This window comes from Cupriavidus basilensis (genome assembly GCF_029335485.1).
Lineage (GTDB): Bacteria > Pseudomonadota > Gammaproteobacteria > Burkholderiales > Burkholderiaceae > Cupriavidus > Cupriavidus basilensis_E.
The window spans coordinates 1-23725 of sequence record NZ_JARJLM010000657.1 but is presented as its reverse complement, the minus strand read 5'-3'; the positions used below and the strand labels follow the sequence as shown (position 1 = coordinate 23725).

Annotated in this window: 21 protein-coding genes; 12 read left to right on the top strand and 9 right to left on the bottom strand. The window is 61.2% G+C overall.

The window, feature by feature from the left end; translation table 11 throughout:
- From P3W85_RS40490 to P3W85_RS40475, 4 genes are all read right to left on the bottom strand, one after another.
- On the bottom strand, positions 1-2311 hold a 2311-nt coding region (locus P3W85_RS40490; protein WP_276268942.1), incomplete at its 3' end, for a filamentous hemagglutinin N-terminal domain-containing protein.
- Between the two features lie 356 nt (positions 2312-2667).
- On the bottom strand, positions 2668-3669 hold the full coding sequence (locus P3W85_RS40485; RefSeq protein WP_276268941.1) for a FecR family protein: 1002 nt from the start codon (positions 3667-3669) through the stop codon (positions 2668-2670).
- A gap of 112 nt (positions 3670-3781) precedes the next feature.
- Entirely contained in the window at positions 3782-4318 is a 537-nt protein-coding gene (locus P3W85_RS40480) for an RNA polymerase sigma factor (protein WP_276268940.1), read from the bottom strand.
- The gene (locus tag P3W85_RS40475; RefSeq protein ID WP_276268939.1) at positions 4299-5006 is read right to left on the bottom strand and encodes a secretin and TonB N-terminal domain-containing protein; all 708 of its coding nucleotides are present in this window, start codon (positions 5004-5006) and stop codon (positions 4299-4301) included. The genes P3W85_RS40480 and P3W85_RS40475 overlap by 20 nt, the downstream gene beginning before the upstream one ends.
- A 137-nt stretch (positions 5007-5143) precedes the next feature.
- Between P3W85_RS40475 and P3W85_RS40470 the strand changes: the two genes are divergently transcribed.
- Entirely contained in the window at positions 5144-5581 is a 438-nt protein-coding gene (locus P3W85_RS40470; protein ID WP_276268938.1) for a hypothetical protein, read from the top strand.
- Here P3W85_RS40470 and P3W85_RS40465 read toward each other — a convergent pair.
- The 3 genes from P3W85_RS40465 to P3W85_RS40455 form a co-directional block, all read right to left on the bottom strand.
- Positions 5542-5943 carry a type II toxin-antitoxin system VapC family toxin gene (locus P3W85_RS40465; protein WP_276268937.1) on the bottom strand — a complete coding sequence of 134 codons (402 nt, stop codon included), beginning with the start codon at positions 5941-5943 and terminating at the stop codon, positions 5542-5544. The genes P3W85_RS40470 and P3W85_RS40465 overlap by 40 nt on opposite strands.
- Positions 5943-6179, bottom strand: coding sequence for an antitoxin (locus P3W85_RS40460; protein ID WP_276268936.1), 237 nt, complete (start codon positions 6177-6179; stop codon positions 5943-5945). Before P3W85_RS40460 ends, P3W85_RS40465 begins: the two co-directional genes overlap by 1 nt.
- A 104-nt stretch (positions 6180-6283) precedes the next feature.
- Complete coding sequence (locus P3W85_RS40455) at positions 6284-6772, bottom strand: hypothetical protein (RefSeq protein WP_276268935.1); 489 nt, start codon at positions 6770-6772, stop codon at positions 6284-6286.
- A 955-nt stretch (positions 6773-7727) separates the two neighbouring features.
- Between P3W85_RS40455 and P3W85_RS40450 the strand changes: the two genes are divergently transcribed.
- Together P3W85_RS40450 and P3W85_RS40445 are read left to right on the top strand one after the other, a co-directional pair.
- The gene (locus P3W85_RS40450) at positions 7728-8165 is read left to right on the top strand and encodes a DUF2141 domain-containing protein (protein WP_276268934.1); all 438 of its coding nucleotides are present in this window, start codon (positions 7728-7730) and stop codon (positions 8163-8165) included.
- A 7-nt stretch (positions 8166-8172) separates the two neighbouring features.
- A complete protein-coding gene (locus P3W85_RS40445) occupies positions 8173-9597 on the top strand; it encodes a carotenoid oxygenase family protein (protein WP_276268933.1) in 1425 nt (474 codons plus the stop codon).
- A 56-nt stretch (positions 9598-9653) separates the two neighbouring features.
- Here P3W85_RS40445 and P3W85_RS40440 read toward each other — a convergent pair whose 3' ends face one another.
- Positions 9654-10091: a cupin domain-containing protein gene (locus tag P3W85_RS40440; protein WP_276268932.1), complete on the bottom strand. Its 438-nt coding sequence runs from the start codon at positions 10089-10091 to the stop codon at positions 9654-9656.
- Between the two features lie 1362 nt (positions 10092-11453).
- Here P3W85_RS40440 and P3W85_RS40435 point away from each other — a divergent pair.
- From P3W85_RS40435 to P3W85_RS40405, 7 genes are all read left to right on the top strand, one after another.
- Positions 11454-12347, top strand: coding sequence for an EAL domain-containing protein (locus tag P3W85_RS40435; protein WP_276268931.1), 894 nt, complete (start codon positions 11454-11456; stop codon positions 12345-12347).
- A gap of 249 nt (positions 12348-12596) precedes the next feature.
- Entirely contained in the window at positions 12597-13133 is a 537-nt protein-coding gene (locus P3W85_RS40430) for a fimbrial protein (RefSeq protein WP_276268930.1), read from the top strand.
- An 81-nt stretch (positions 13134-13214) separates the two neighbouring features.
- The gene (locus tag P3W85_RS40425; RefSeq protein WP_276268929.1) at positions 13215-13949 is read left to right on the top strand and encodes a fimbrial biogenesis chaperone; all 735 of its coding nucleotides are present in this window, start codon (positions 13215-13217) and stop codon (positions 13947-13949) included.
- Positions 13950-14014: 65 nt separating this feature from the next.
- Positions 14015-16690, top strand: coding sequence for a fimbria/pilus outer membrane usher protein (locus P3W85_RS40420; protein ID WP_276268928.1), 2676 nt, complete (start codon positions 14015-14017; stop codon positions 16688-16690).
- Between the two features lie 26 nt (positions 16691-16716).
- Positions 16717-17760 carry a fimbrial protein gene (locus P3W85_RS40415; RefSeq protein WP_276268927.1) on the top strand — a complete coding sequence of 348 codons (1044 nt, stop codon included), beginning with the start codon at positions 16717-16719 and terminating at the stop codon, positions 17758-17760.
- Positions 17761-18062: 302 nt separating this feature from the next.
- Positions 18063-18881: a transcriptional regulator gene (locus tag P3W85_RS40410; protein WP_276268926.1), complete on the top strand. Its 819-nt coding sequence runs from the start codon at positions 18063-18065 to the stop codon at positions 18879-18881.
- A 269-nt stretch (positions 18882-19150) separates the two neighbouring features.
- Complete coding sequence (locus P3W85_RS40405) at positions 19151-19933, top strand: transcriptional regulator (protein WP_276268925.1); 783 nt, start codon at positions 19151-19153, stop codon at positions 19931-19933.
- Between the two features lie 806 nt (positions 19934-20739).
- Here the strand turns inward: P3W85_RS40405 and P3W85_RS40400 are convergent.
- Positions 20740-21435, bottom strand: a complete 696-nt coding sequence (locus tag P3W85_RS40400; protein WP_276268924.1) for a GntR family transcriptional regulator — start codon at positions 21433-21435, stop codon at positions 20740-20742.
- 309 nt (positions 21436-21744) lie between these two features.
- Here P3W85_RS40400 and P3W85_RS40395 point away from each other — a divergent pair, with 309 nt between their 5' ends.
- Positions 21745-23439: a hypothetical protein gene (locus tag P3W85_RS40395; RefSeq protein WP_276268923.1), complete on the top strand. Its 1695-nt coding sequence runs from the start codon at positions 21745-21747 to the stop codon at positions 23437-23439.
- Between the two features lie 19 nt (positions 23440-23458).
- Entirely contained in the window at positions 23459-23719 is a 261-nt protein-coding gene (locus P3W85_RS40390; protein ID WP_276268922.1) for a hypothetical protein, read from the top strand.
- Positions 23720-23725: the final 6 nt, after the last annotated feature.

The following is a 23725-nucleotide window of genomic DNA, read 5'->3' as shown; positions in this document are numbered from 1 at the left end:
GCGAGCGGTCGAACACGATACGGTTGAACGTGGGCGCGAGGTTGTGGAAGACGCCCACCGGCCCCACCGTCGCGTCGCTGTTGTAGCCGCTGATATAGCTGCCGAGGACCAGTTGCGCCGCCTGCGCCGCTGCGTTGTGCGACTGCGCGTAGCCGTCCAGCCTGGCATCGCCGCGCGTCACCTGGCGCGCCCCCTGGAATGCTGTCGCGGTGATGTCGCCTTCGAGCACCGCGGCTCCGGTTGCCACCACCAGTCGGCCGGCGTCGCGGCCCACCGTATAGCCGTTCTCCAGCCGATGTGCCGGGCCGATCAGCGGATTGTAGAAGTAGCTCGTGGCCTTCGCGCCCCACCGTGAGTGCGTATCCTCAAAGCCCTTGTACATGCCGGTGAACGCAACATCGGCCGGTGCATTCGACACCTCGTAGAGTCGTCCATCCGTCCCCTTGAGCCAGCTCTGCCGGATCATGCCGGTCTGCACGTCGAGCGTGCCGCCAGAGAGATTGATGTTCGACCCCTTCAGCGCAACCAGTTCCCCGCCGGAGAAGGTGACACTGCCGCCCTGCGCGGCCCATTCGCCAATGCCGTGCCCCTGCAGGCCAAGGTAGCCGCCGACCTCAAGCAGGCCGCCCGGCGTATACCAGCGCTCCTTGTCGTAGCCTCCCGTGCCGGCGGCCACGCGTATCAGCCGACGCCGGTCAATCCACACGTTGGCGTTGTTGAGCATGGTGCTGTCGCGATTGATCGGCGCGTCGCGCTGCTCATTGCCCTGGACGTTGACCTGCACGTTGTTGGTGGCCATCGCGACGTGTACGGCGACCGCGCCCGACACATCCAGCCGTGCGCCGTCGGCCACGGTGGTGCGACCCGCATTGCCGGCACTGACGACGATCTGGCCACCCGTGGCCAGCGTACTCGAGCCACCTGCGAACAGTACGTTGCCGCCCGAAACGACCTCGATGCGCGACAAATCCCGACGGTCGTCCAACTGCGACAGATTGTCGAATATCCCCAATGTTTCACGAAGCTGCGGGACAATCAACGCATCGCGCTGGGTGTCCAGCGCTGTGCGACCGCTCTTGTCATCGAGCAACACCGCGTTCAGCGCGTTGGACGTCACGGTGACACTGCCAAGCGTGTCACTGGCCGAATTCAACAGGTGAATGGTGCCGCGCGTGTCGACGGTGGTCGTGCTCAGCGCGACACCATCCTGCACCACCTTGCGTCCGGCCAGCGTGATGTCGCCTTCCGGCGCGCTCAGCAGACCTGTATTGATGACACGCCCCGCCGTACTGCCGGCAATGAACTGCGGCGATACCTCGTTGCCACGCGTGGTGGATCCTTGATTCGTCGCCGTGCTCTGGCCGGGCCGCACGATGAAGAAGTCGCCTGCGGCGAGCTGAACCTGGCCGCGTGGCGTGGTGATCGCGCCGGCGTTGCTCACCTCATGCCCAACCATCAGAACGTAGCCGCCGCCCTGGGTCACCGAAGCGGGCGTGGCAGTCGTGATCTGCGCGCCGGCGGCGACCGTCACCGCGCCCGCGGCATCGGTAAAGACGGGCGCCAGGCCGTTGCCGACCTTCGCGCTGTGGATGCCGCGGGACCGGAACTGCTCGTCACTGATCTTCGCCGCTGCCGCCACCAGATTGCGCGTGTCGACTTGCGCACTGCCCGAGAACAGGATGCCGTTGCGGTTGACGATCATGACCGTGCCGTCTCCCTTGACCTGCCCCTGGATCTGGCTCGGGCGTGCCTGCGGGTCGTTCACGCGATTCAGCACTGCCCAGTCTTTCTGCTGCGCGAATGCCACCGTGGTCTGCTTGCCGACGTTGAAGGTCTCCCAGTTCAGGACGGCGCGATCCGCCGTCTGCGTGATCGCCACCGTCGTCCTGCCGTCCGCCACGGTCTGTTCCGGCGCATTGGCGTTAAGCCAACCCTGGGTCAGGCTGTTCGTATCGACCTTGAGTCCGCCATCGGTCAATCCGTCGGGCAAAGCAGGATCGTTCCGTGCCGCCTGTCGGGCCGCTGCCTGTAGCGACTGCTGTGCGGCGATCGCCTGCGCTGCAGCGCCGAGGTTGGCGACCGAGCGTTGCAACTGCGCGTTGGCTAGGCGCTGCTGCTCGGAAGGGCTCGTCAAGGTCGAGACCGGCATGCCGTTGGGCAGTCTTCCCGTGACCGCTGCGCTGTTCTGGGCCGCCCCCTTCGCCGTAAACCAGGCGGGACTGAAGGCCTGCAGCGCATGCGCCGAGCCGAACACGCCGCCGGCCGCCAGTGCCGCCGTGATGGCCCGAGCCATCGGGGCCGTGCGCAACACCCGTCCTCCTTGTGACGGATGGCGTGAATTGCCTGTTGCACCCGTTTGCCCGCGTCTGCTCATCTGAAGTCCCGCCCGATAGTTGAGTCGATTCCACTACGGCTGCCCGCCCCGTGTCAGGCAGCCACGCCCGAACGCATCTCCTGTTCGACAGCGCGAAGCACTGACGACGAAAGACCCGTTGCTGATAGACGCCGGCCAACGCGAAAAACCTTAGAAAATTTTTAGTGCGCTCCAATGCCTCACGCATCGTCGTACGTGGCGAAGATGTACGGACGATGAAAAGCGGCACATGACACATCGCGTGTCATGCGCCCGTCATATCAGACAACGCCTTCGTGATTGGGGAAGCGCCTTTAGCTCAGAACGAGCAGGCCGCCCGGCAGCCGGCGGGCGTCGAGGCCGAAGGCCAACTGGATCTGCAGCAGCGCTTCGTCGAGGACGGCGATGCGAAAGCGCCCCACCACCCCACGATCGCGCCCTGAAGCCGACATCAACACGACACGCCCTGGGCGATAGCGGTTGATCTCGTCGATCACCTGCGCGAGCGGGGTCTGGTTGAACACCAGTTCGCCTTTGCGCCAGGCGGAAACGCTGCCGGTCTCGACGGCGGCGACGTTGCTGATGCCGCTGTCGTCATAGACCGTCTGCTGGCGGGCTTGCAACCGTCGGGAGCCCGAAGGGTGCATGATCCGAACCGCGCCATCGATGCACGTGACGCACACCTTGTCGCCCAGGTAGCGCGCTTCAAACCGTCCTGATTCGACCAGACTGGTTCCGACGCCGGCGACGACGGCGAACGGCCCGCTGCCGCTACCCAGGTCGACCGCGGCTTCGCCCGCCAGAATATGCATCCCCACGACGCCGCCGTCGACCGCCTGACGGCGAATACTGGTCTGGGTATTCAACGTGACCGTCACGCTGTCGGACAGCGCCACGATGCGCTGCTCTCCGGTGCCGGTTCGATAATCCGCTCCCCATTCGGCCATCGGCGGCCAGAGTCCCAACGGCGGATGGAGGATCGCGACCCCCGCAGCGGCGGCCGCGCCAACGCCGGCGCCCAGGAAAGCCCGGCGCCCCATCTGCGGTGCGCGCGACAGGCGTGCGTGCCGCGCGCTTCGTGCCGGATTGGCGCGCAGCATTTCGACCAACGCCGGCCGCATGGCTTTCCACTGGTATTTGGCGTCCTCGAACGCCGCGGCGTGCGCGGGGCTCGTCTGCTGCCAGCGCTTGAACGCCTGCAGTTCCGGCTGCGTCACGCCACCGTCCGTGAGCCGTCCCAGCCAGATCACCGCTTCCTCGTGCAGCACGTCCGGCGAGATGCTGGGAGCGTCGTTGGGTTGAATGGATGTCTTCATGATGTCATTTCACGCGCACATACTGAACCGCACCGGTGCACATGCGCTACCATCGCACCACGGGCTGGGCCCTGCCATAGGCAAGACAATTGTCGGCATCCAAAACCTCAAACTATTTTCTGCCGGCCATACGCGCCGCGCAGTGCAGGTGGGCCCGTTTCAGTTCCTGCTCGACCGTGCTCAGCGAGACGCCCAGACGCTTGGCCACGTCCTTTTGCGCCATGCCGTCGACGCGCACCAGCAGCAGAATATCCTGCCGCCGTTGCGGCATGCGCTCGATGATCGCCATCAGGTCATGCAATTCCGCACGGCCGGCCGTCGTCTGCTCGGGGCCCGGCGCCGGGTCCGCCACCTCCAGCAGCGCCTCGATTTCGCTTTGCGGCACGGCGCGATGCTGGCTCCGCAAGCTGCTGATGGCGGTATTGACCGCCATGCGAAGCAGGAACGCACGCGGGTTCAGGATCTCCGCTTTCGGGTCGTCCATGCGGCGCAATTGCAACCACGTATCGTGCAGCGCGTCTCCGGCCAACTCATCGTTGCCCAATGCACGGGTGAGCCGGCGCTTGAGATCTTCATAGCGCCGGGACAGAAAGTCCAGCAAGACCGGGCGAACGTCTTCGGTCATCGGCTCAATGTCCTGCGGCCACACAAGCGGGACCGCCGGACTGTGCCGGCAAGATCGCCATGGTGACGGGTTGCGACATCTTCGGCGGCGGCGCCCGGTCCATCCGTACGGGCGCCAAGGCGCGCATCAACACCACATCACGCGCACGGTCCCCGGTAGATCCGAGCAATCGCAAATGGTAGACGTGACCGTCAGGCGCCACCCTGAAGCGTATGAGCGCACGGTAGCTTGCAAGCGAAGTCTCAGGGTATGCGCAGATGGCGTCCCAGATGCGCGCCTGCACGAGGGCTTCGTACCCGCCCAGATCGCTCGCGTCGACGCCGGTACCCGCCACCGGGCCGTCCGCGGCAACGGGTTTCAGGACCAAAGCCGCGACACGCCCCCCGCTGATTTCCTCCACGTCCAATCCCGTACCCTCCAGAAGACGATGCAACGCGGCCTTGGCGGTATAGCGACCGCTCACCTGTGAAGACATTCGGCCGGACACCAGCGAGGCGGGAAATAAGGCAGAACGCCCCGAGATAACCGCGAACCGGGCCAAGGCATCAACCAGAGGCTGCGCAGGAATATCGACATCGAAGAACTGCGCACGCTCGCCAGCGGCCAGCGCCGTTTCCTGCGCGTACACCGTACCCGTCGCCGCCGGAAGGCCCAGGCAACTCAGGCAACCCGCAAGCGCAAGCCTACTGACCGATGCCGAGCTGCCTTTCATTTTCCGTTGCGAGATCGCGGGATGCCTTCGACATGCGGACAGGGAAATCCGTCCGCAAATGAGCCGCAAGTTACTGGATGGATGTGACGTGTCCGTGACAATCCGGACGAGGGGTGAGGCGTCGATGCGGCGCATGGGTGGTCAATGGCGATCTACGCATCACCCTCCAATGGGAAAGCGTCGGACAATCGCAGCGCGGCTGGCCAGGCGCCCGCGGTCGGTCCGCCGGGATACCGCGTCTCAGCCAGCTGATCGAGCGGGTCCGCCTGGAGGTTGGCGATGTGCGCAGGCTACTGGCCCAGGCTGAACTGTGGTTGGATGCGGTCCCCTGCTTGGAAGCGGAGCTTGTCAATGCATGCACCCAGGTTGCCGCCGAAGCAGTTGCACGCGTTGCGGCGGAAAAGTCGGCGGCGGTGGCCGATGCCAATCGAGTGGCCGCGCAGGCCGCACAACAGCAGGCCGAGTCCCGGCTAACCCATTCGGAAGAACGCGGAGAGAGGACGCCGTACGTCAATCATGGAATCCTTTTCCGTGACTATTCGTGGAGCCAGTTCTCAACCTTGACACCGGGATAACCGGCAAAGTCCCGCTCGTTGTTGGTGACCAGCACAATGTCGAGAGCTACGGCGTGCGCAGCAATCAGCTTGTCCAAGTGATCCTTCTTACGCTCGCGCGTCGCTTCGCGGATGGGGCCATAGGCTTCCGCCGCTGCAGCATCGAACGGCACCACCGGAATGTCCTCGATCAGCGCAGTGAGGTTCCGACGTTCGCGTGCGCGGCTTGCGGACACAGAGACACCGTACTCCAGCTCGGCGTACGTGATCGCGGACATCACCACGTCACCGACGTAGCACTGCGCAAACCGCTTTGCGACCTGTTCCGGCTGGTTTTTCATCAGGTAGATGCACATGTTCGTGTCGAGCATGAAGCGCGGCATTACAGGGCCTCGCGCTCAGCTTGCTCTTGCTCGCCTCGCCCTTCGGCCAGGAAATCTGGCCCGAACTTGGCGAACTTCTTCAGCACCCCGGCAAGAGGCCGGCGTGCCGGCCGGATGCGCAGTTCATCCCCCACTCGTTCAATTTCCAGATCGACGTCCATGCGTTCGTAGGCCAGGTCAGCCGGAATACGGACGGCCTGCGAATTGCCATTCTTGAAAACCTTGGTGGTGTGCATGTTGATCCTCATCGATGGATGTACCATGGATGTACTATAGACTATGCCGGGCCAGATGTAAATCCATGTGTGTACATGCCTTCTGTGCGCTGCAACACTCCAGATCAGCCCCCCTCCTCATCCGATAACTCCAACAGCGCGTCCAATCTGAACTTGATCTGCGCGGTCCTGACGATATCGCTCATCTCCTGATGTGGCAGACTTGCCGCATAGGCGCGCAGTGCCGCTAAACACTGATGGCAACCAGCAATATCTGCCGGCGTCAGCAATCCGTCTTGTTCCAGCAACTCGGCAAGCCGATGCAACAACTCGGTACGTGGGCAGGTGGGGTCGCGCAGCCGGGCAATATCGAACATTTCGGCCATACCCTGAATGACCGCCACGAGACTGTAAGCCTTGCCGTCCCCAGACGCCGTGTAAACTGGCACCCCGGCTTCCGACAGTTCCAGCGTACCGTCACGCTCGATGCGATCCAGCAACGACTCCAGCGGCGCAAAGGCGGCATTCAATTGCCACGGACGCGTGCGCATGGCGACACGCGCAATCGTGCGACCAGCACGGTAAGGCTTTCTTGGCTTCTTCGGTCGACTCATGGCAAGCATTATTCCAGATCGGAACGACCGAAGCAGACCGTTCGGTGTTTCAAACAGCCCAACGACGATCCCACTGGCTGAATCCGACAGAGACAGCATACATACTTGTTAATCCAGCTTGAAGGCCCCTCGCCGCTCCTAAGATACGGAAGAAAAAAGAGCATCTGCCGGGTGGGACAGATGCTCACGGGAAAAACCTGGAGGGGGTCAACCTCACAAGTGAAGCAGCACCGGCAGAGCTAGTGTTGCTGTTTGCAAGTATCGCGCCTCGATAGCCGAAGAAAAATAGTAAAACATCCAAATATTCTCCCGCAGCAGAGGGGTTTTTGGTGATAACGCGGGCCGTCGACTCGATCAACTGCCTGGGCGTCATCGCCAATCCGTCCCTCACCTTCAGTTGATGCTATTGCGGTGATTGATGCTCCTTCGTGTTGGTTCATCAATCAACCACCGCAACTGTCCAACAACACACTTACGCTCTTCAGCAGGATTAGTCATCGTACAGGTCAGGTTTCGGAATCGGTTGGTTCGCCTATCGGGCCGCTTCCCGGACATTTTAGCCGCAGCGTCCTTGTCGTCAGTTTGTGCCGGACTGCTGCGACAAGCCTTCACCGGAAAAGATGAAATTCCTCTAACCCTGCCGGTGGTGGCTGCTTGCAGCGGTCGCATCGCAGGTGATACTTAAATCGTGAACATGTGAACGAATTGAGATCGAGCGGAAGTCAAGAGCCCCGAGCTTCTGGCGCAATTGCCTCGGCTCCTGCAGAGGTTCCTCCACGCTAATGCGGTGCCGCTCATCCAATTCTCCAGCCACCTTGTGCGCCTGGTCAGCCGGCCCATTTCATCTCCGCCTACGCGCATTTCACGCGCGAATTTTCCCGTTTCGTCACATCGCGCTGGGCGCCGCAGCCGACCTGCGAGATCGTCGGGCCTCCAACTTCCAACGAGGCCCGTCATGCAACTTACCGCCTTCCTGTCCCGCCCGGTCGTGCACGCTCTGTGCACCACCGCGATCCTCGCGCCCGCCGGCGCTCTTGCCGCCGACCTGAGCGTGAGTGTCACCGATGGCCCCACCGCAGAAGCCACGCTCTACGTCGCGCTCTACAGCGACGCCGCCAGCTACGCCGACAGCAAGGCCATGGCGTCACAGAAGGCACCGATGCATGACGGCCAGGGCCACCTCGTGTTCGCGGGACTGGCGCCGGGACGCTATGCGCTGCGCGCGTTCGCAGACGAGAATGGCAACGGCAAGCTCGACACCAATCTCATGCGGATGCCGATCGAGCGCTATGGCTTCTCGAACGATGCCAGGGGCAACCGCGCCGCACCCGACTTCGAGGCCGCGGCGATCCGCGTTGACGGCGACCAGCAGACCGTCATCCACCTGCGCTGAGGCTGCCATGGAACGACGCGAACTCCTGCTCCTGCTGGCCTCGGCCGGCGGCGCGCCCTGGAAAATCGGCTTCGCCACGCCCGCGGACGACCTGCCGCCGACCCATGCCACTGTGCGCGGGCGCTTCCCTGACGCCGTGGCCGGCACGCTGTTCCGCGTCGGCCCGGCGGGCCACGATCTGGGCGGCCAGCGCTACCACCACTGGTTCGATGGCGACGGCATGGTGCACCGCTTCGTAATCGAGGGAGCCGACGTGCGGCACCAGGGCCGCTACGTCGCCACGCCCAAGCGCGTGGCCGAGGCGCGGGCCGGACGCCGCCTGTTCGAGGCCTCGGGCACCATACTGCCGGGTGCCGAGCCGCCGACCTCGGCCGACAGCATCAATGTCGCCAACACCAGCGTGCTGCCGATGCAGGGCGAGATGCTGGCGCTGTGGGAAGGCGGCTCGGCCACCCGCATCGACGCGCGCACGCTGGACACGCTGGGCCCGAAGACCTGGCGTGCCGATCTCGCGGGCATGCCGTTCTCGGCCCATCCCAAGGTGGACCCAGACGGCACGGTGTGGAACTTCGGCATCAGCTCCGGTCAGGGCCTGCTGGCACTCTACGAGATCGCACCCGAGGGCACGCTGCGACGCGCGGCCGTGCTGCCCGTGGCCGACATGCCGATGGTCCACGACTTCGCCGTGACCGAACGGCATCTGGTGTTCCTGATGCCGCCACTGGTCTACGACGGCAAGCGCAAGGAAGCCGGTTCGACCTTTCTCGACGCCCACGTCTGGCGGCCCGAACTCGGCATGCGCGCACTGGTGATCGACAAGCGGAACTGGGAGCGGCGCCAGATGCTCGCGCTGCCGGCCGGCTTCCTGTTCCACGTTGGCAATGCCTGGGAAGAAGACACGCAGCGCGGCACACTCATCCACGTCGACTACGTGCGTTCGGACAATGCCGACTCGGTCTTCACGACCACCCGCGAAGTGATGCGCGCGCGCCGCGTGAGAAACTCCGACCCGCACCTGGCTGTCGCCACACTGAACCTCGGCACTGGTCAGGCCACGCAGGTTGTGCTGGCGCAGGAGGCCGAGTTTCCGCGCATCGATCCGCGCCGGGTCGGCCTGCGTCACCGCCAACTGATCCACGCGACACAGATCCGGCGCGACTTACCTGGCTTCGGCGCGATCGCGCGCACCGATGTCGAGACCGGCCACAGCCAGCGCTTCAGCTACGGCACGCAAGCTATCGTGGAAGAGCATGTCTATGTGCCGGACGGTGCGAAGCCCGGTTGGGTGCTTGGCACGGTGTTGGACTTCGGTCGGCGGAAGACGGTGCTGTCCTGCTTCACGGCCGATCACCTGTCAGGGGGACCGGTGGCGCAGGCCACGCTGCCGTATGCACTGCCGCTGGGCCTGCACGGTGCTTTCGTGCCGATCTGAAAGAGAGGCTCCCTCAGGGGAGCTGTCGCAGTGGAGCGCGCCTTCCTTTTGGACCGCTAAAACACCATCTCCGGCCGCTCGACGGGCACACCGCCGTCGAGCTTAATCGCGATTTTCTCGTTGTCGCTGCGCACAACCAGGAAATCAACGGCCTCGATGTTGCTGAGGTTTAACTCTTGGTGTGGCACGTTGGGTGCAAAGTAGACGCAATCCCCGTCAGCCACTTCAGCCGCAAATTCGAGTCGATCACCCCACCGTATTTCGCTACGGCCTCTGAGCACGTAGATAGCCACTTCGTGGCGACCATGATGATGCATCCCGGTACTCGTTCCGGGCTTCACAGTCACAGTGCCAATCCAGGTCTTTTGCCCTCCAGTGCCGACGAAGTCGAGCGCGGTCGCTCGACCTGTCCCCGATGGGTCTCGCATGACAAGTTCAAGTTCCCGCCCCCGCACAACCGTCACACCGCCTCGCCACTTCGTCGCCTCAGGCATCACTTTGCTCCGTTTCAGGTCTTGACGCAGTTTAAGTTGAATGCAGGATCTCCTGCAGCAATTCTTCGCGGCGCGCGGGCCGGAAATTCAGTTGTCGGGCCTTTGTCCATTAACGGTAGCCCGCATGCACGAGTGCCAAGAGGGCACCAGGTGTGCCGCCCAGTAGGGCGGCGAGGGCGTTGGCTTGCAACTACAAGGACCTCGTGTTTGTCACCTCGGGGATCCCCTCAGTCGGCTGGTTGACTGACATCTCCAAGTATTCGGTGTTTTTACGATGTAGCGGTGTTGGCTGTTTTTTTTAATGTCGCACTTAGGATGAATTCAAATTTCCTGCGCCGCGCTTGCGCATATCATCGCGTCCGCAACGACATACTTCACTTGCTCGTCCACGCTCAGCCCCGGTGCCGACCGGCACCTCCTCCCTTGAGCACCTTCTGGGCGTTAAACCGCAATACAGACTGAGCGTCGACTAGGTCGTCAAGGTACTCTTGCCTCGCCATATTAGGGCTCGTAATGGACCAGATGACGATTATGGCGCCGACCCTGCTCGCGGAACGCTTAAGGTTGATCTACTTGTAGCGGTCTCATCGCGGGCCATACTTGGAGATGTCAGTCAACCAGCCGACTCCAGCGCACAAACGTGTACACGTCGCCGAGGGAACCGGCAGTCCTGCCCCGGGGACCGACTAGCAACTCTGCGAGCTGATCTGCACGTCCGGCGAGCGAGGGAACAGCGCAGGCAAACAAACTGCATCCGAGTTGGCGCTGGACGCCTGTGTCGCAACAGCAATCCTCAGCAAGCACTACGCGAGCACCCCAGATCGCCGCGCACCAGTAGCGCGGTTGTTCATCTCGAACATACCGACGCTCGCCAAGCTCGTTTCAAATACTGCATTGACCCACCCGAATTCTGACCCGAAATTGAATAACTGTTACAAAATATATGCGCACATGAGATATTTTATGCGCTCAATTAGGCTTGGCTATTCATACAATTGAAATTCACAAAAAAGCGGAAAGGCCATCTAGACGCAGCTTCCCGCCTCGCGTTCCCGACGCATACGGACGTCTCTGCACATTGAGAACGGACTCAATTTTCATTAGACACCACTCCGACCTGATTTCGGAGCCTCTCGGTCATAATCCTCCCCAGCAAAGATACCTGACAGAACCTGCTGACATCGCGTAGCACCGCATATCAATGATCAACGGCCATTGAAGCCGAAGTCTATGGTGCATGCACACGCTGCGCATGTGGGTCGGAGCGTTCGATCCAGATAGATTTCATCTCGAACCAATTGATTGGGGGAGCCGAAGTCGCACTCTCTGATTATCCATTGACGGAAAAGATGGATAAAGCGCATGAAGAACTTGAAAATACAGGGGAACGGGATGGTGCAGGGCGCCGGTAATATATTTCTTGTCGACGGCTCTCGAGCCGGCATTCGGGCAGCCGGCATTCGGGCCATTGTAAAACGCGTACATGAAGGATTGATCTCAGAGCAATTCGGCCTCGTTTTTCAGCCAATATGGCACGCGAGAAATGCCTCTGTCACCAGCGTAGAGTGTCTGCTGCGCTGGCACCACCCGACTTACGGGGTGCTGCTGCCCGGTGCGTTTCGTCACGCATTCTCTGATGAGGCACTTGCGCGCGAGACTTTCTATTTTGTTTTTGAGTCCGCCTGCAGGGAATTGGCCGTTTTGGAAGAACGAAATCAAAAAATTCCAACCCGTATTGCCGTCAATATGGAGCCGTCGGTTTTGGTCGATGAGAAGTTGATCGAACGGATTACAGCGATCACGGGGCATTATCATGTGGACCCCAGCAGATTCGACTTCGAGATTATCGAGACGGAAGACGCTTCGACACTGCTTTCGCTGAGGGAATTTACGGATCCGCTGAAAGGACTTGGGATTCGCCTCATGTGCGATGACTTCGGCTCTGCCTATCCGCCCTTTTCAACATTAAGTTCCATGCGAATTGACGGAGTAAAAATCGACAAATCCTTCCTTCGAGGAATCCCGACCGGAGAGCGAAGTTGCATTGTCCTTGAGGCACTTCTCGATCTGTGCGCGAGATTGCAACTTCGGGTAGTCGTTGAGGGGGTTGAATCCGGAGCGCAACTCGAATGGCTAACCGCGCGCGGAGACATCGAAGTCCAGGGGTTCTATATCGGGCGCCCGCAGGCGCAGATCGGGGAAGTCTACGCACATCTGCCTCGGGCTGTTTTGTCTGATAAGCGCGCTGGATACTAGGATTCTTTTCTCCTCCTGGCGATGTGAATGACGGAAAACGTCGTCCGCATCTCAGAATAATGAGTTTCGATGCATGACCAGAATACCGCTCTGGATGGGAAGTTATTGAATACCATCTCTTGAGTTTGCAAAGGACCTTTTTGCTCTACATATTTACGGGCGAAATTGTGAAGTAGTTGCGTGCCTCGGCGATAAATAGGCCGCCCGCATGCTTTCTTTAGTTTCATCTCTTCTCTTTGAGGTTCACCCATGAAAACGAAACTGTTTTCCACCATGATCGCCGCCGGCGTCATCGCCATCTCCCAGAATGCGCTGGCATCCGATGGCACCATCACCTTCAACGGCAACATCACCGCCCAGACCTGCACCATCGCCAGCTCGGCTGGCGGCAAGGACTTCACCGTCGTGCTGCCGACCGTGTCGACCTCGATCCTGGCTGCTGCCGGCCAGACCGCAGGCGACACCGCCTTCTCGATCAATCTGAGTGCATGCTCGCCCAACAGCGGCCCGGTCCGTACCCACTTCGAAGCTGGCTCGACCGTCAACGCTCAAGGCCGTCTGCTCCAGCAGGCCGCTGGTACCGCCACGAACGTAGACATCCAGCTGCTGAACGGCGACAGCACGGTGATCAAGGCTGGCGATCCGGACGCCTCGCAGAACTCGAAGCCGACGGCCATCGCTTCGGGCTCGGCCACGCTGCCGTACATCGGCCGCTACTACGCCACGGGCACGAGCACGGCCGGTACCGTGACTTCGTTCGTGACGTACTCGCTCGCTTACCAATAAGCGGCGAGGCATGACTCGGATGGCGCCCACAAAAGGCGCCGTCCTTTTTGATGAAGTGGTTTTGAGTATTGGGAATTGATCATGAAAACGAGGCGCATCTTCCGTACCCCGCTTTGCTCGGCCTTGGCGGCAGTAAGCCTGGCAGGAGCGTCGCAGGTGAGCGCCTCGGTGGTAATTGCAGGCACTCGCGTTATCTACAATGCCGGGGAGCCTGAAACCACGATCAGACTCACCAATAATGGCAAGGCTCCCAGCCTGACTCAGGTCTGGATCGACAAGGGCGATATCAACGCGTCGCCCAGCAATCTCGACGTTCCCTTCACCGTCACACCGCCGGTGTCGCGACTGGATCCCAGCAAGGCGCAAACGCTGCGCATTGCCTACACCGGTGAAGCGCTGCCGCAAGACAAAGAGACGGTGTTCTGGTTGAACGTGCTGGATATTCCGCCGAAGGCCAAGGCCGAAGGCGATGTGAATCTACTGCAACTGGCTTTCCGCTCTCGCATCAAGCTGTTCTTCCGCCCCGCCGGACTTCATGGGCAGGCCGAAGAAGCACCGATGCAAGTGACGTGGAAGCTTGTCCGGGGCGGCATTGAGGCGAGCAACCCCACGTCCTATCACGTTTCCTACGCCGCGATCGAAGTCAAAGCTGGCAGCAAGGTTGCCAAATTTGAAGACGGCGGCATGGTCGGCCCCGGTGAGACCAAGGTGTTTCCGCTCAAGGGCGATGTCACCAACTTGCCGGACGCCAAGGTCCTGTACCAGGCGATCAACGACTGGGGTGGCTCGACCACCGAGGAAGCCTCGTTGAAGTAGCCCCTTCAGGCGCTGCGTGGGTCACGCGTAGAGCAAATTTTTCCAAGAAGGCCCGTCGTGTTGACATGCAGCCCGTCGAGGTGGCACGCGCGGGCACGTGCAAGCATTCAGGGTTCGCCATCATGTATAAACCATCCCACCGCCGGTCATTTCCCTCGGACCTTTGCCCGATCAGTGCGGTTGTGCTGATGTTGTTTGCTGGCGCGAGTGCGCATGCGGCAACGCAAGAGATCGAGGATACCCTGGTCGCCGAAGTCCAGTTCAATGATGCCTTCCTCCAGCCGGGCTCGGGCGGCAAGATTGACATCAGCCGCTTCAGCAAGGGAAACATCGCGGCACCCGGTCAGTACCGTGCCGGGCTGTTTGTGAACGAAATCTGGCTCGGTCGTACCGAAGTAACAATGCGGCAGATCGGCAATGACAAAGCCAATGTGCAGCCATGTGTAGATCGCGCGCAGCTGGAACGCATGGGCGTCGACCTGACGAAACTTTCGCCGCAAGCACTCGAAAAGCTTGGCTCGGGCGAATGTGTCACCATGCCCCAGCTGGTGCCGGACGCCACCGCAAGCTATGACAACGGTGAGTTGCGCCTGGATGTGAGCGTGCCTCAGGCGTACATGATGCGTAATGCCCGCGGCTACGTGGAATCCAAATTCTGGGACGAGGGCGTCAATGCTGCCAAGCTGCAATACAACGCGAACGTCTATCATTCGGACAACTTGGGCCAGTCGTACACGCAGAGCTACGCGGGTATCACCGCCGGCGTGAACGTCGGGCCGTGGCGCTTGACCCACATGGGTAGCTATACGCATAGCGACGCGACCGGCTCGCAGTATCAGGCGATGCAGACCAATGTCAAGCGTGCTATCGCGCCCATCAATAGCCAGCTGACGCTGGGCGACGGCTTCACCGACGGCACGCTGTTTGATTCGGTGGGCTATCGTGGTGTGCAGATTGCAAGCGATGACCGCATGTATCCGGAATCGCTGCGCGGCTATGCACCCACCGTGCGTGGCATTGCCTCGACCAACGCGCGAGTGCAGATTCGGCAGAACGGAAACATCATCTACGAAACGACGGTCCAGCCTGGCGCATTTGAGATCAATGATCTCTATGCGACTGGCTATGGTGGTGACCTCGAAGTCACCGTCACCGAGGCGAACGGCAGTGTTCACGTGTCCAAGGTGCCGTATGCCGCGGCCGTGACCTCACTGCGCCCTGGCGTGACGCGCTATAGCATGACCGCCGGCCAATACCGCAGTACCGGGGCGCACATTCGGCCCTTCATGTTCCAGGGTACGGTGCAGCATGGCTTCTCGAACATGGTGACCGGATACGGCGGTGCCGTTTTGTCCGAGAACTATGTCGCAGCAATGGGCGGTGCGTCTCTGAACACCAACTGGGGCGCAATTGGGCTCGATGTTACGCAAGCTCGTACCCAACTGCAGAATCAGGCCGATCGCAGCGGCCAGAGCTACCGGTTGACCTACTCCAAGATGGTGGCACCCACAAGCACCAACCTGACGCTGGCTGCCTATCGCTACTCGACCAGCGGGTACCTGGGCCTGTCGAATGCCATGGCCCTGCGCGACCTGGATGAGCGCGCTATTCCACAGGGCATGACGGGCATTCAGCGGGGTCGCCTCCAGGTGACCATGAACCAGGCGCTGCCGCAAGGCTGGGGCAACTTTTACCTGATGGGTTCCACGCAGGACTATTGGAACCGCAGTGGGCGCGATACGCAGTTCTCAGTTGGATACAGCAATTACTACAAGCGCATCAGCTACGGGGTAACGGCTGCTCGTGAGTTTAACCTGAACGAGAACAAGTGGGTCAATCGTGTCATGCTCACGGTTGGCATTCCGCTGGGCAAGACTGCTCGTGCTCCGATCTCGGTGACGAGCGTGCAGCATGATTCCAACGGTACACTCAGCCTGCGGGAATCCGTGTCCGGGGCGCTGGGTGACGATAGCAGCCTGACCTACGGTCTGAATGCATCGCGTATCTCGGGCCGCGGCAACTCGAACAACACGTCGGCGGGTGCGAACGTTGCCTATACGACACCGTTCACGATGCTGAATGGTAGCGTCAGCAAGGGCAACAACTATACGCAGGCCAGCGCCGGCCTCTCCGGCGGCATTGTCGCCTACGCCGGCGGTGTGGCCTTTAGTCCCGTCATGGGTGAAACGATGGTGATCGTCGAGGCCAAGGATGCCGGCGGGGCGCGCCTCGCCAATGGCGCGGGCCTGCGCGTCGATCCGTGGGGTCATGCCGTGGTGGCCAACGTGATTCCGTTCTCGCGCAACATGATTGAAATCGATCCGAAGGGATTGGCTTCGGGAATCGAGTTCAAGTCAACGACGCAATATGTCGCTCCCACTGCCGGCGCTGTTTCGGTGGTGAAGTTCGACACCGAAGACAAGGGCCCGCAGATCGTGATTCGAAGCAAGCGTGCTGACGGCAAGCCTCTTCCCTTTGGGGCTACGGTGCTGGATGCGTCGGGTAAGGAAGTCGGTGTCGTCGCCCAGGGCAGCAAGATTCTGGCGAGTCTGAAGGAAAACAACGGTGAACTGATAGTGAAATGGGGTGATGGCCCAGCCTCGTCTTGCCGTTTGGCTTATCACCTGGATTTGTCTCGCGCCCCGAAGGGCGAGACGTCGACCGTAGACGGGCTCCCGTGCACACCGCAAGGCATTGGCACGGCGATGGGAGAGCCGCAACGCACGAGGCCAGTCCTTTGAAATTGCTTTACCAATTCCCAGCTAACATGTCACGCATCCTTGCTCTTCTATTCATTCTGGCCGGCGCGCTTCTGCCCGTCTGCGCGCGCGCGAGCTGCATCTATGTCACCTCCGACAGTCAGGTCGGGTATTTCAATTTTGATCCGGGTCCAAACTTCACAGTCAATCCAAACTTGCCCGTTGGATCAGTTCTGTTGAGCTGGAGCGGTACGCAAGCGGCGGCAGTGAATACAACCTCGATGATGCCGGTTTTTAGATCCGGCCTTATGTCGGTCGGGTGGAAATGTACAACGAACCCTAACCCATACACTTTTCGAGGAACCACCGGGGCACCAAATGGTAATGTGTACCCCACATCGATTCCAGGCATTGGTGTGCGTATCACTCTCGGCAGCTACGTCTTTCCTAGCACCTACTGGTCGCAGAACGATGTCATGCTCGATGGTGGTACTTACTATGGTAATTACCTAACCCCATCATACCCGCTGCTTGTCGAACTTATCAAGACCGGTCCTGTCACGTCGGGAGGAACGTTGACGGGTGAGTTCGCTGGCTGGTTTACGCCCGATAACACGCAGGTTGTATCGTATCGGCTCCGTCCTGGGGGCATCGTCATCAAGCCAACCTATCCTACTTGTGCGCCGACGGTGCCGAATCAGGGGGTACCGCTGGGTACTGTGGCAGCCGGCACGCTCGACGCGAACACCTATTCGAATCAGGTGAATTTCAACGTGAACCTGATGTGCTCCGGTGGTAATCCCACCACCACTTCCAGCAACGTGTACGTGACCTTCACGGATGCCAACAATCCCACAAACACCACGGACATGCTGTCGCTTGCCCCGGGCTCGCAGGCCAGGGGCGTGGCGGTCCAGATCCTGTGGAAAGGGAACCCAATCAAGTACGGGCCTGATTCCAGCGCTGCTGGCAACACCAACCAGTTCCTGGTCCTGCCCAGTCAGCTGAACGGCAACGCTTCGATTCCGCTGACGGCGCGCTTTGCAAAGACCGGCCCCGTCACGGCCGGCGCAGCGACTGCAGTTTCCACGTTCACATTCAGCTATCAGTAATGAAGGCATAGACGCGCAGGCTGATGCAGATTGACGCATCACACCCGCTTTCAATCCGGCCAATTCCGTCGTGGCGCCGGATACACGTCCTCTGCCAGGAGCGTGCCAAGGCGCGCTTTTACCAGACGGCAGCAACCGTCGGTTCTGGGACAGCCAGTAGCATTCTGACTTTCACTATGAGCTATTTGTAGGGTGTCCACGCAGTTGCTGCTGACCCATACGAGGATAGCGGGCGCTCATTCGTTTAAGAATCGGTGGTAAGAAGGTGGGTGACCTAGTTTGCTCGCTTGGAGGTTGGTGGGATGCAGCAGATTCGATTATCAGCACCGGGCCGCACGAAGCTTGATGCTGTCTTTACGTCGTTCATTGGAATGGATGGCGGCAATCCCAATGCTGCCCTCTGGGTGTGCGATGTGGCGCCGTTGTTCAGCTGCGTGCCACCGCTGAAAGCACTGCGCCCGGAGAAGCAGCCCGGCTCCTGGAACGTCGCCTTTCGTCGGGCCAATGCTCACTTCTTCCCGCAATGGCAAACGCACTACCGAATTGCGCGCGTCATCGCATCTGCCCACGCATCGACCCTGGCGCCAGAGCATAGCCCAATCGACGCGACGGAGTATTTCTACCACTGTCTCTATGCGCCGCATGGCTGGGAATTCAAGTTGAATCTCTTTCCATTTCCAGAAAATCCACGTCCCAGCCTGCCATGGAACGAGGCGTTCAAAGACGATTCCGTCCTGCACTCGAAATCAGCCTACTTGCACTTGTGCCGCGATGGCGGCCGATTCCGCTTCATCTCCAAGCTGCGCCATCAGCATCAACCGCGCGTCATCCTGTGCTTGGGCCAACGGCACAGGTGCGATTATCTGCGTGCGTTCGGCTTCGAAGGTATCGATGGAATTGAGGAAATTCTGCAGCCTGCAGATGTGCCTCAATCGCTATATGTCTTTGAACATGAACGAACTGCGCTGGTGCTTAGCCCTCCACTCGGTGGCCCCAAGGGGCTGAGTTCCAATGTGCTTCTTGACGCGCTGGGAGCCTACCTGGCGCGGCGGCTGGACGCATCGGATTTCCCTCCCCATCCGGGCGCACGGCTGACCGCCTTTTCCCTTTCCGCACCATAGTGAGCCTCCACCGCATTGACCCGGACCCCGAACCAGGCCGAGTCCAAAGCAGGAATTCCGGGCCACCTAGATCCATGACTTGGAGTCGGACTGAACGGTAAACAACTCGGGAAGGCCTGAAACTCTTTGAAGCGAAACACTTCATCCGCGCCCATGTCTCGTTTGGTATCAGGCGAGACGATTCCAGCGGCACGGGCGGCGGGTTGGGCGGCCGATCAGCACGTTGGAGCGCTGAATCAGCGGGGCGCATTAAGCTGTAGGGGAGCAGTATGGAAAATGCCGTGTTTACTAGGTCGGAGTTGGACGGCTATTTTGCTTCGTATGTCGGGATGGAAGGGGGGAATCCAGGGGCGTCGGTGTGGTTCTGCGACGGAAGCCCACATCCGTGGTTCGAACATCTGACCGCGCCGCTGAAGCCGCGCATGGCCCCTCCGGCATGGGATGCAGCGTTTCGCACAACGTATCGCGAGAGCCTCGGAAGATGGCTGGGCCACCAGCATATTGCCCGCATCATGGCGGCGGCTCGCGCCGAAGTGTTGGGCCTCCCCCTGGGTGCCACGGACTGCCAGCAGTATTACGAACAGCAGCTGTATGGGCCCTGGGGCGCCGAGTTCAAGCTGAGCCTGTTTCCATTGCCATTGCATCTCGATGGCCTAACGCCGTGGTCCAAGGTGTTCCGCGGACAAAGGGAGTTGGTACCCAAGCAGCGCTACCTGGACCTTTGCCGCCATGGCGGGCGTTTTCGCTTTCTGTCCGATATCTGCACGCGTTGGCAGCCAAAGCTCGTGGTGTGCTTGGGCCATCGGCATACGGAAGACTTTATTCGAGCCTTCGCGCTCGGCGATGTGGTCGCCGAAGAACTGCTGTTGCAGCCAGCCGATCAGGCGAAACACTTGCGTATGTTCAAACGGCGTGGAACCGGCTGGATCATCTGTCCCGCTCTGGCAGGCACATCGGGCATGAACTCAGATGCACTGCTGAATGCATTTGGCAGGTTGCTTGCCACTTACCTCAATCCGTCTGACTTTCATATTCCGAAGGACAGAGGCTGATTGACACGGGCAATCGCACGACGAGCGACCTGGCAACCCGCGTCTCGCCTTAAACAGCAAATCAAACCACCGCCATGCCAATCGCTGCTCTGACCTTTTCTGTTTACCTTGCTTGTCAAGGCCGGACTCAAATGTCGTACGGTCACAAGCTGCGGACATTTTTAGGACCACCGGGCGCGACTTTCATCGTGGAGCGGAGAGCAATCTCCAAGCAGACTCCGGATAGATTTAGGCAAGCCACAGATCATCGACCTCAACCTTGCAAAGATCGGGCTGACCATAGATTTGAATTTAGCCTGGACAAAAGGTGGTTGGGTGTAGACAGACAACGGACAACAACAACGACAAAAAGACAAGACAGACAGGCGGACGCACAGGATACGAGGAACCCGCCATCTTTGAATGCTGCGGGATTCTCCACATCGCCCCATTATCGAAAAGATAGGAACTGCTGGCTCGAGTACGGAGCGCACGCGCCGTCGCTCAGCCCGGGGCATCGGAACATGGTCGTTCCGCGCAAGGCGGGATCAGCGCCCGCGTTCGGCGCCGCCGTTGACCTGGATGATCTGCGCAGTCACATGAATGGCTTCCGGCGACGCGAGCCACCCCTTACATGCTTGATGAGACATCTGGTGCACGCACAGATTGTCACATCTGCGCATCCTTTCGCATCATCGTCACAATGATTGGCATTGCAAGCGGGCAAGGTGACCTAGTCTGAAAGCACCGTGGAACCGGACGGTCCCGTCGCGAAGAACTCTCCCACCCGGGCCACCAGCGGGAAGTCCGCCGCCAGCGTCTTGTCGCTACGAGTTGCCCAGGCCGAAGTCGGCCATACGGCGCGCGTACACGGCCAGCACGATGCGCTCGGAATGCACGAGGTAGTCATTCATCGCCGTCGCGGCCTTGGCGAAGTCGCCGGCTTCGGCCAGCTCGAGGATCTTCAGGTTCATGTCCACATAGGGCGCGTGCAGGAACTCTGGGTCGCGCAGCATGCCGAAGGCCAGCCGCAGCTCGGCCAGCACCTGTGCGAACAGCAGGTTGAGCCGCTCGCTGTCGGCCAGTTCCACGATACCCATGTGAAAGGCCATGTTGGCGGTGCCCACGCCCAGCCAGTCGCCCGCCGTGTGCGCCCGCATGGCGCGCTCCACGGCTTCGCGCATGTGCACCTTGGCCGGGTGGCGTGGATAGGCCTGCGCCAAGGCCTGGCACTCGATCAGTCGTCGCACTCGGTAGATGTCGATGATGGCCGCAATGCTGGGCACGGCGACGAACACGCCGCGATTGGGCTCGTGGCGCAGCAGGCCGTCCTTGGTGAGCACGCGGAAGACTTCGCGCAGCGTTTGCCGCGAGACGTCCATGCTGTTGCAGAGCGACTGCTCCGACAGTCGCTGGCCGGGCGAGAACTCGCCCTCGGTGATCTTCTGGCGGATCTGCTCGGCCACCCGCTCCGTCAGCGTCAGCGTCAGGGGCGGGGCGGGTGTGGCGGGTGATGGCTTCATGGCGGGTGACGGAAAGAGAGAGGGAGAGGCGTCGCGGCCTGCGGCTTTGTAGCAGATTGGCCGCTTCGATACAGCGCACTCTCGCGAGTTTGTACCAATGTATCACGGCGGGTTTGTACCAATGTACCACGCGCACATGACGGACAATACTGGATTTATTGACAGACATAACACTGAAATTGACAGACGAATTCATATATTCATCGATACATTCAGTGGTAAATGTTGATCAATCGGTTGGACCTTTGCCGGTCGTGCCGGACTTTTGTGCTGTCCCCCTGTTTCAACGCTTTCAAGGAGAAGAGCGTTATGGAGAGAGACTTTCACAACTACCGCGGGAGCACAGGCAAGGCCGGCGCTTCTTGGGAACTGGCGTCTTTCAGGACCGGAGCGCTGTTGTTTGCCTGCGCTGCGGTGGTGGCCGGCTGCGGCGGCAGCGACGACCAGCCCAGCGCGGCCCCTGCCGTCGGCGTAGCGCCGCCGCAGCAGCCGCCTCCAGCACCGCCGACGCAGACCGTCCAGGCACGGTGCGCAATGGACACGAGCGTTGCGGCGTCGTACGAGGAGCAGCGCCTGGTGAACAAGCTGAACGCCAGCGACGCGCAGAGCTTCTCGCAGCGCCTGCTGCAGGCCAGCGGCTTCGACAAGTTCGGCCCGGAGTTCGCGCTCAAGCTGTGCAAGGACGGCATGGCGGGGGCGTCGAGCCATGACGAGGCCGTGACGCTGATCAAGGCCGAAGGCCAGAAGCTCTGGCAGGCGGCGGTGGACCGGGTGCAGGGCCGCAAGGTCGAGGGCACCTTGCCGAAGAGCGATGACCGCATGCTGTACTGGGCACGGCTGACGATGACGCACGCGCTGCGCCAGTGGAAGCCCGATTTCGCGCTCAGCGACGAGCAGCGCGCGGCGCTGCACAAAGAATTCGAGCGCGCCTCGCGCGGCCAGTACGCGATCGACTTCCCGGACGGCGCGGGCCACAAGCGCATCCTGGTCAGCGGTTTCGACCCCTTCACCCTGGGCGCCCCGGGATTCGACGGCAATCCCAACATCCGCATCGGCAATCCGTCGGGCGCGACCATCCTGTCACTGGACGGCCACACCGTGGCGCTGGCCGACGGCACGACCGCGGTGATCCGCACCTTCGTCCTGCCGGTGAACTACGGGCCCTTCATGGACGGCATGCAGGAGGACACGCTGGGGCCATGGTTCAAGCCGGGGGCCAAGCGTGTCGATGCGTCGATCACCGTCAGCCAGGGGGGGGGATCCTTCGCCCTCGAGCATTTCAATAGCCGCTATCACTATGTCGCGCCTGGCAACGACAACATCAGCCCCAGCTGCGCCGGCGGCTACCCCGCCGCCGACGACTGCGACATCCACCCGCCGCAGCGCTGGCTGGGTTACGCGAGCAAGCCGTGGAAAAAGGATATGCCGCCCCAGTTCACGCAGGCATCACTGCCGTTCCAAAAGATGATCGACGCCAACACCGGTGCGGACATCGTCAATCCGGGGACGGGCAAGAAGGGCGGATGGAGCGTGGCCCGCAATGACAACTATTCCATGATCGCATGCACCAAGGCCGCGGCCGATCTGCAAGGACCGTACGAGGCGGCGCGTCTCGCGGCCGAGAATGCGCTCGCGGCATGGAGGGATGCAGGCTATCCGTTCCCCGGTCCCCTGTATGAGCAGTACGAGGCCGCCAACGCGGCGCGGTCCTCGGTGCCCGCGCCGGCGCCCACTGAGCTAAATTGCGCACTGCAGGGCGGCGGCGGAACCTACCTGTCCAATGCCAGCGCCTACCGCAACACCTTGATGCGCGACCTTTTTGGGCTCAGCATTCCCGCAGGGCATATCCATACGCCGGCCATGACCCAGTTCGGCAGCGGCAGCAATGACTTGATCACCGACGCCACCTTCGAGGCCCGCCGGGACGCCATCGTGGCGCAGACCCGCAACCTGGTGGCCGCAGTGGCCAACAGCCTGGCGGCCCCGGGCCCGACTAGCCCTTGATTCCATGAAGGACTCGATCATGAACCTCAGATCTGTTCCCCTTGTTCTCCTCGGCATGGCGTTCGGCGGCACCGCGGCAGCGCAGCCCTCGGGTGGCTTCTATCTGTTCAAGGACAAGACCAGCGGCAAGGTCGTGTGCGCGCAGTACGCCATCAGCCCCGACTGGATCCAACAGCCCGGCGGTCCCTTCCGGGACCTGGACTGCAAGGTCCCGGAGCCGCCCAGGTCCGAGCGCAAGGACCAGCCAGCCGTCCCGCCTGGCCTGACTCCCACGAAGTAAGGCCGA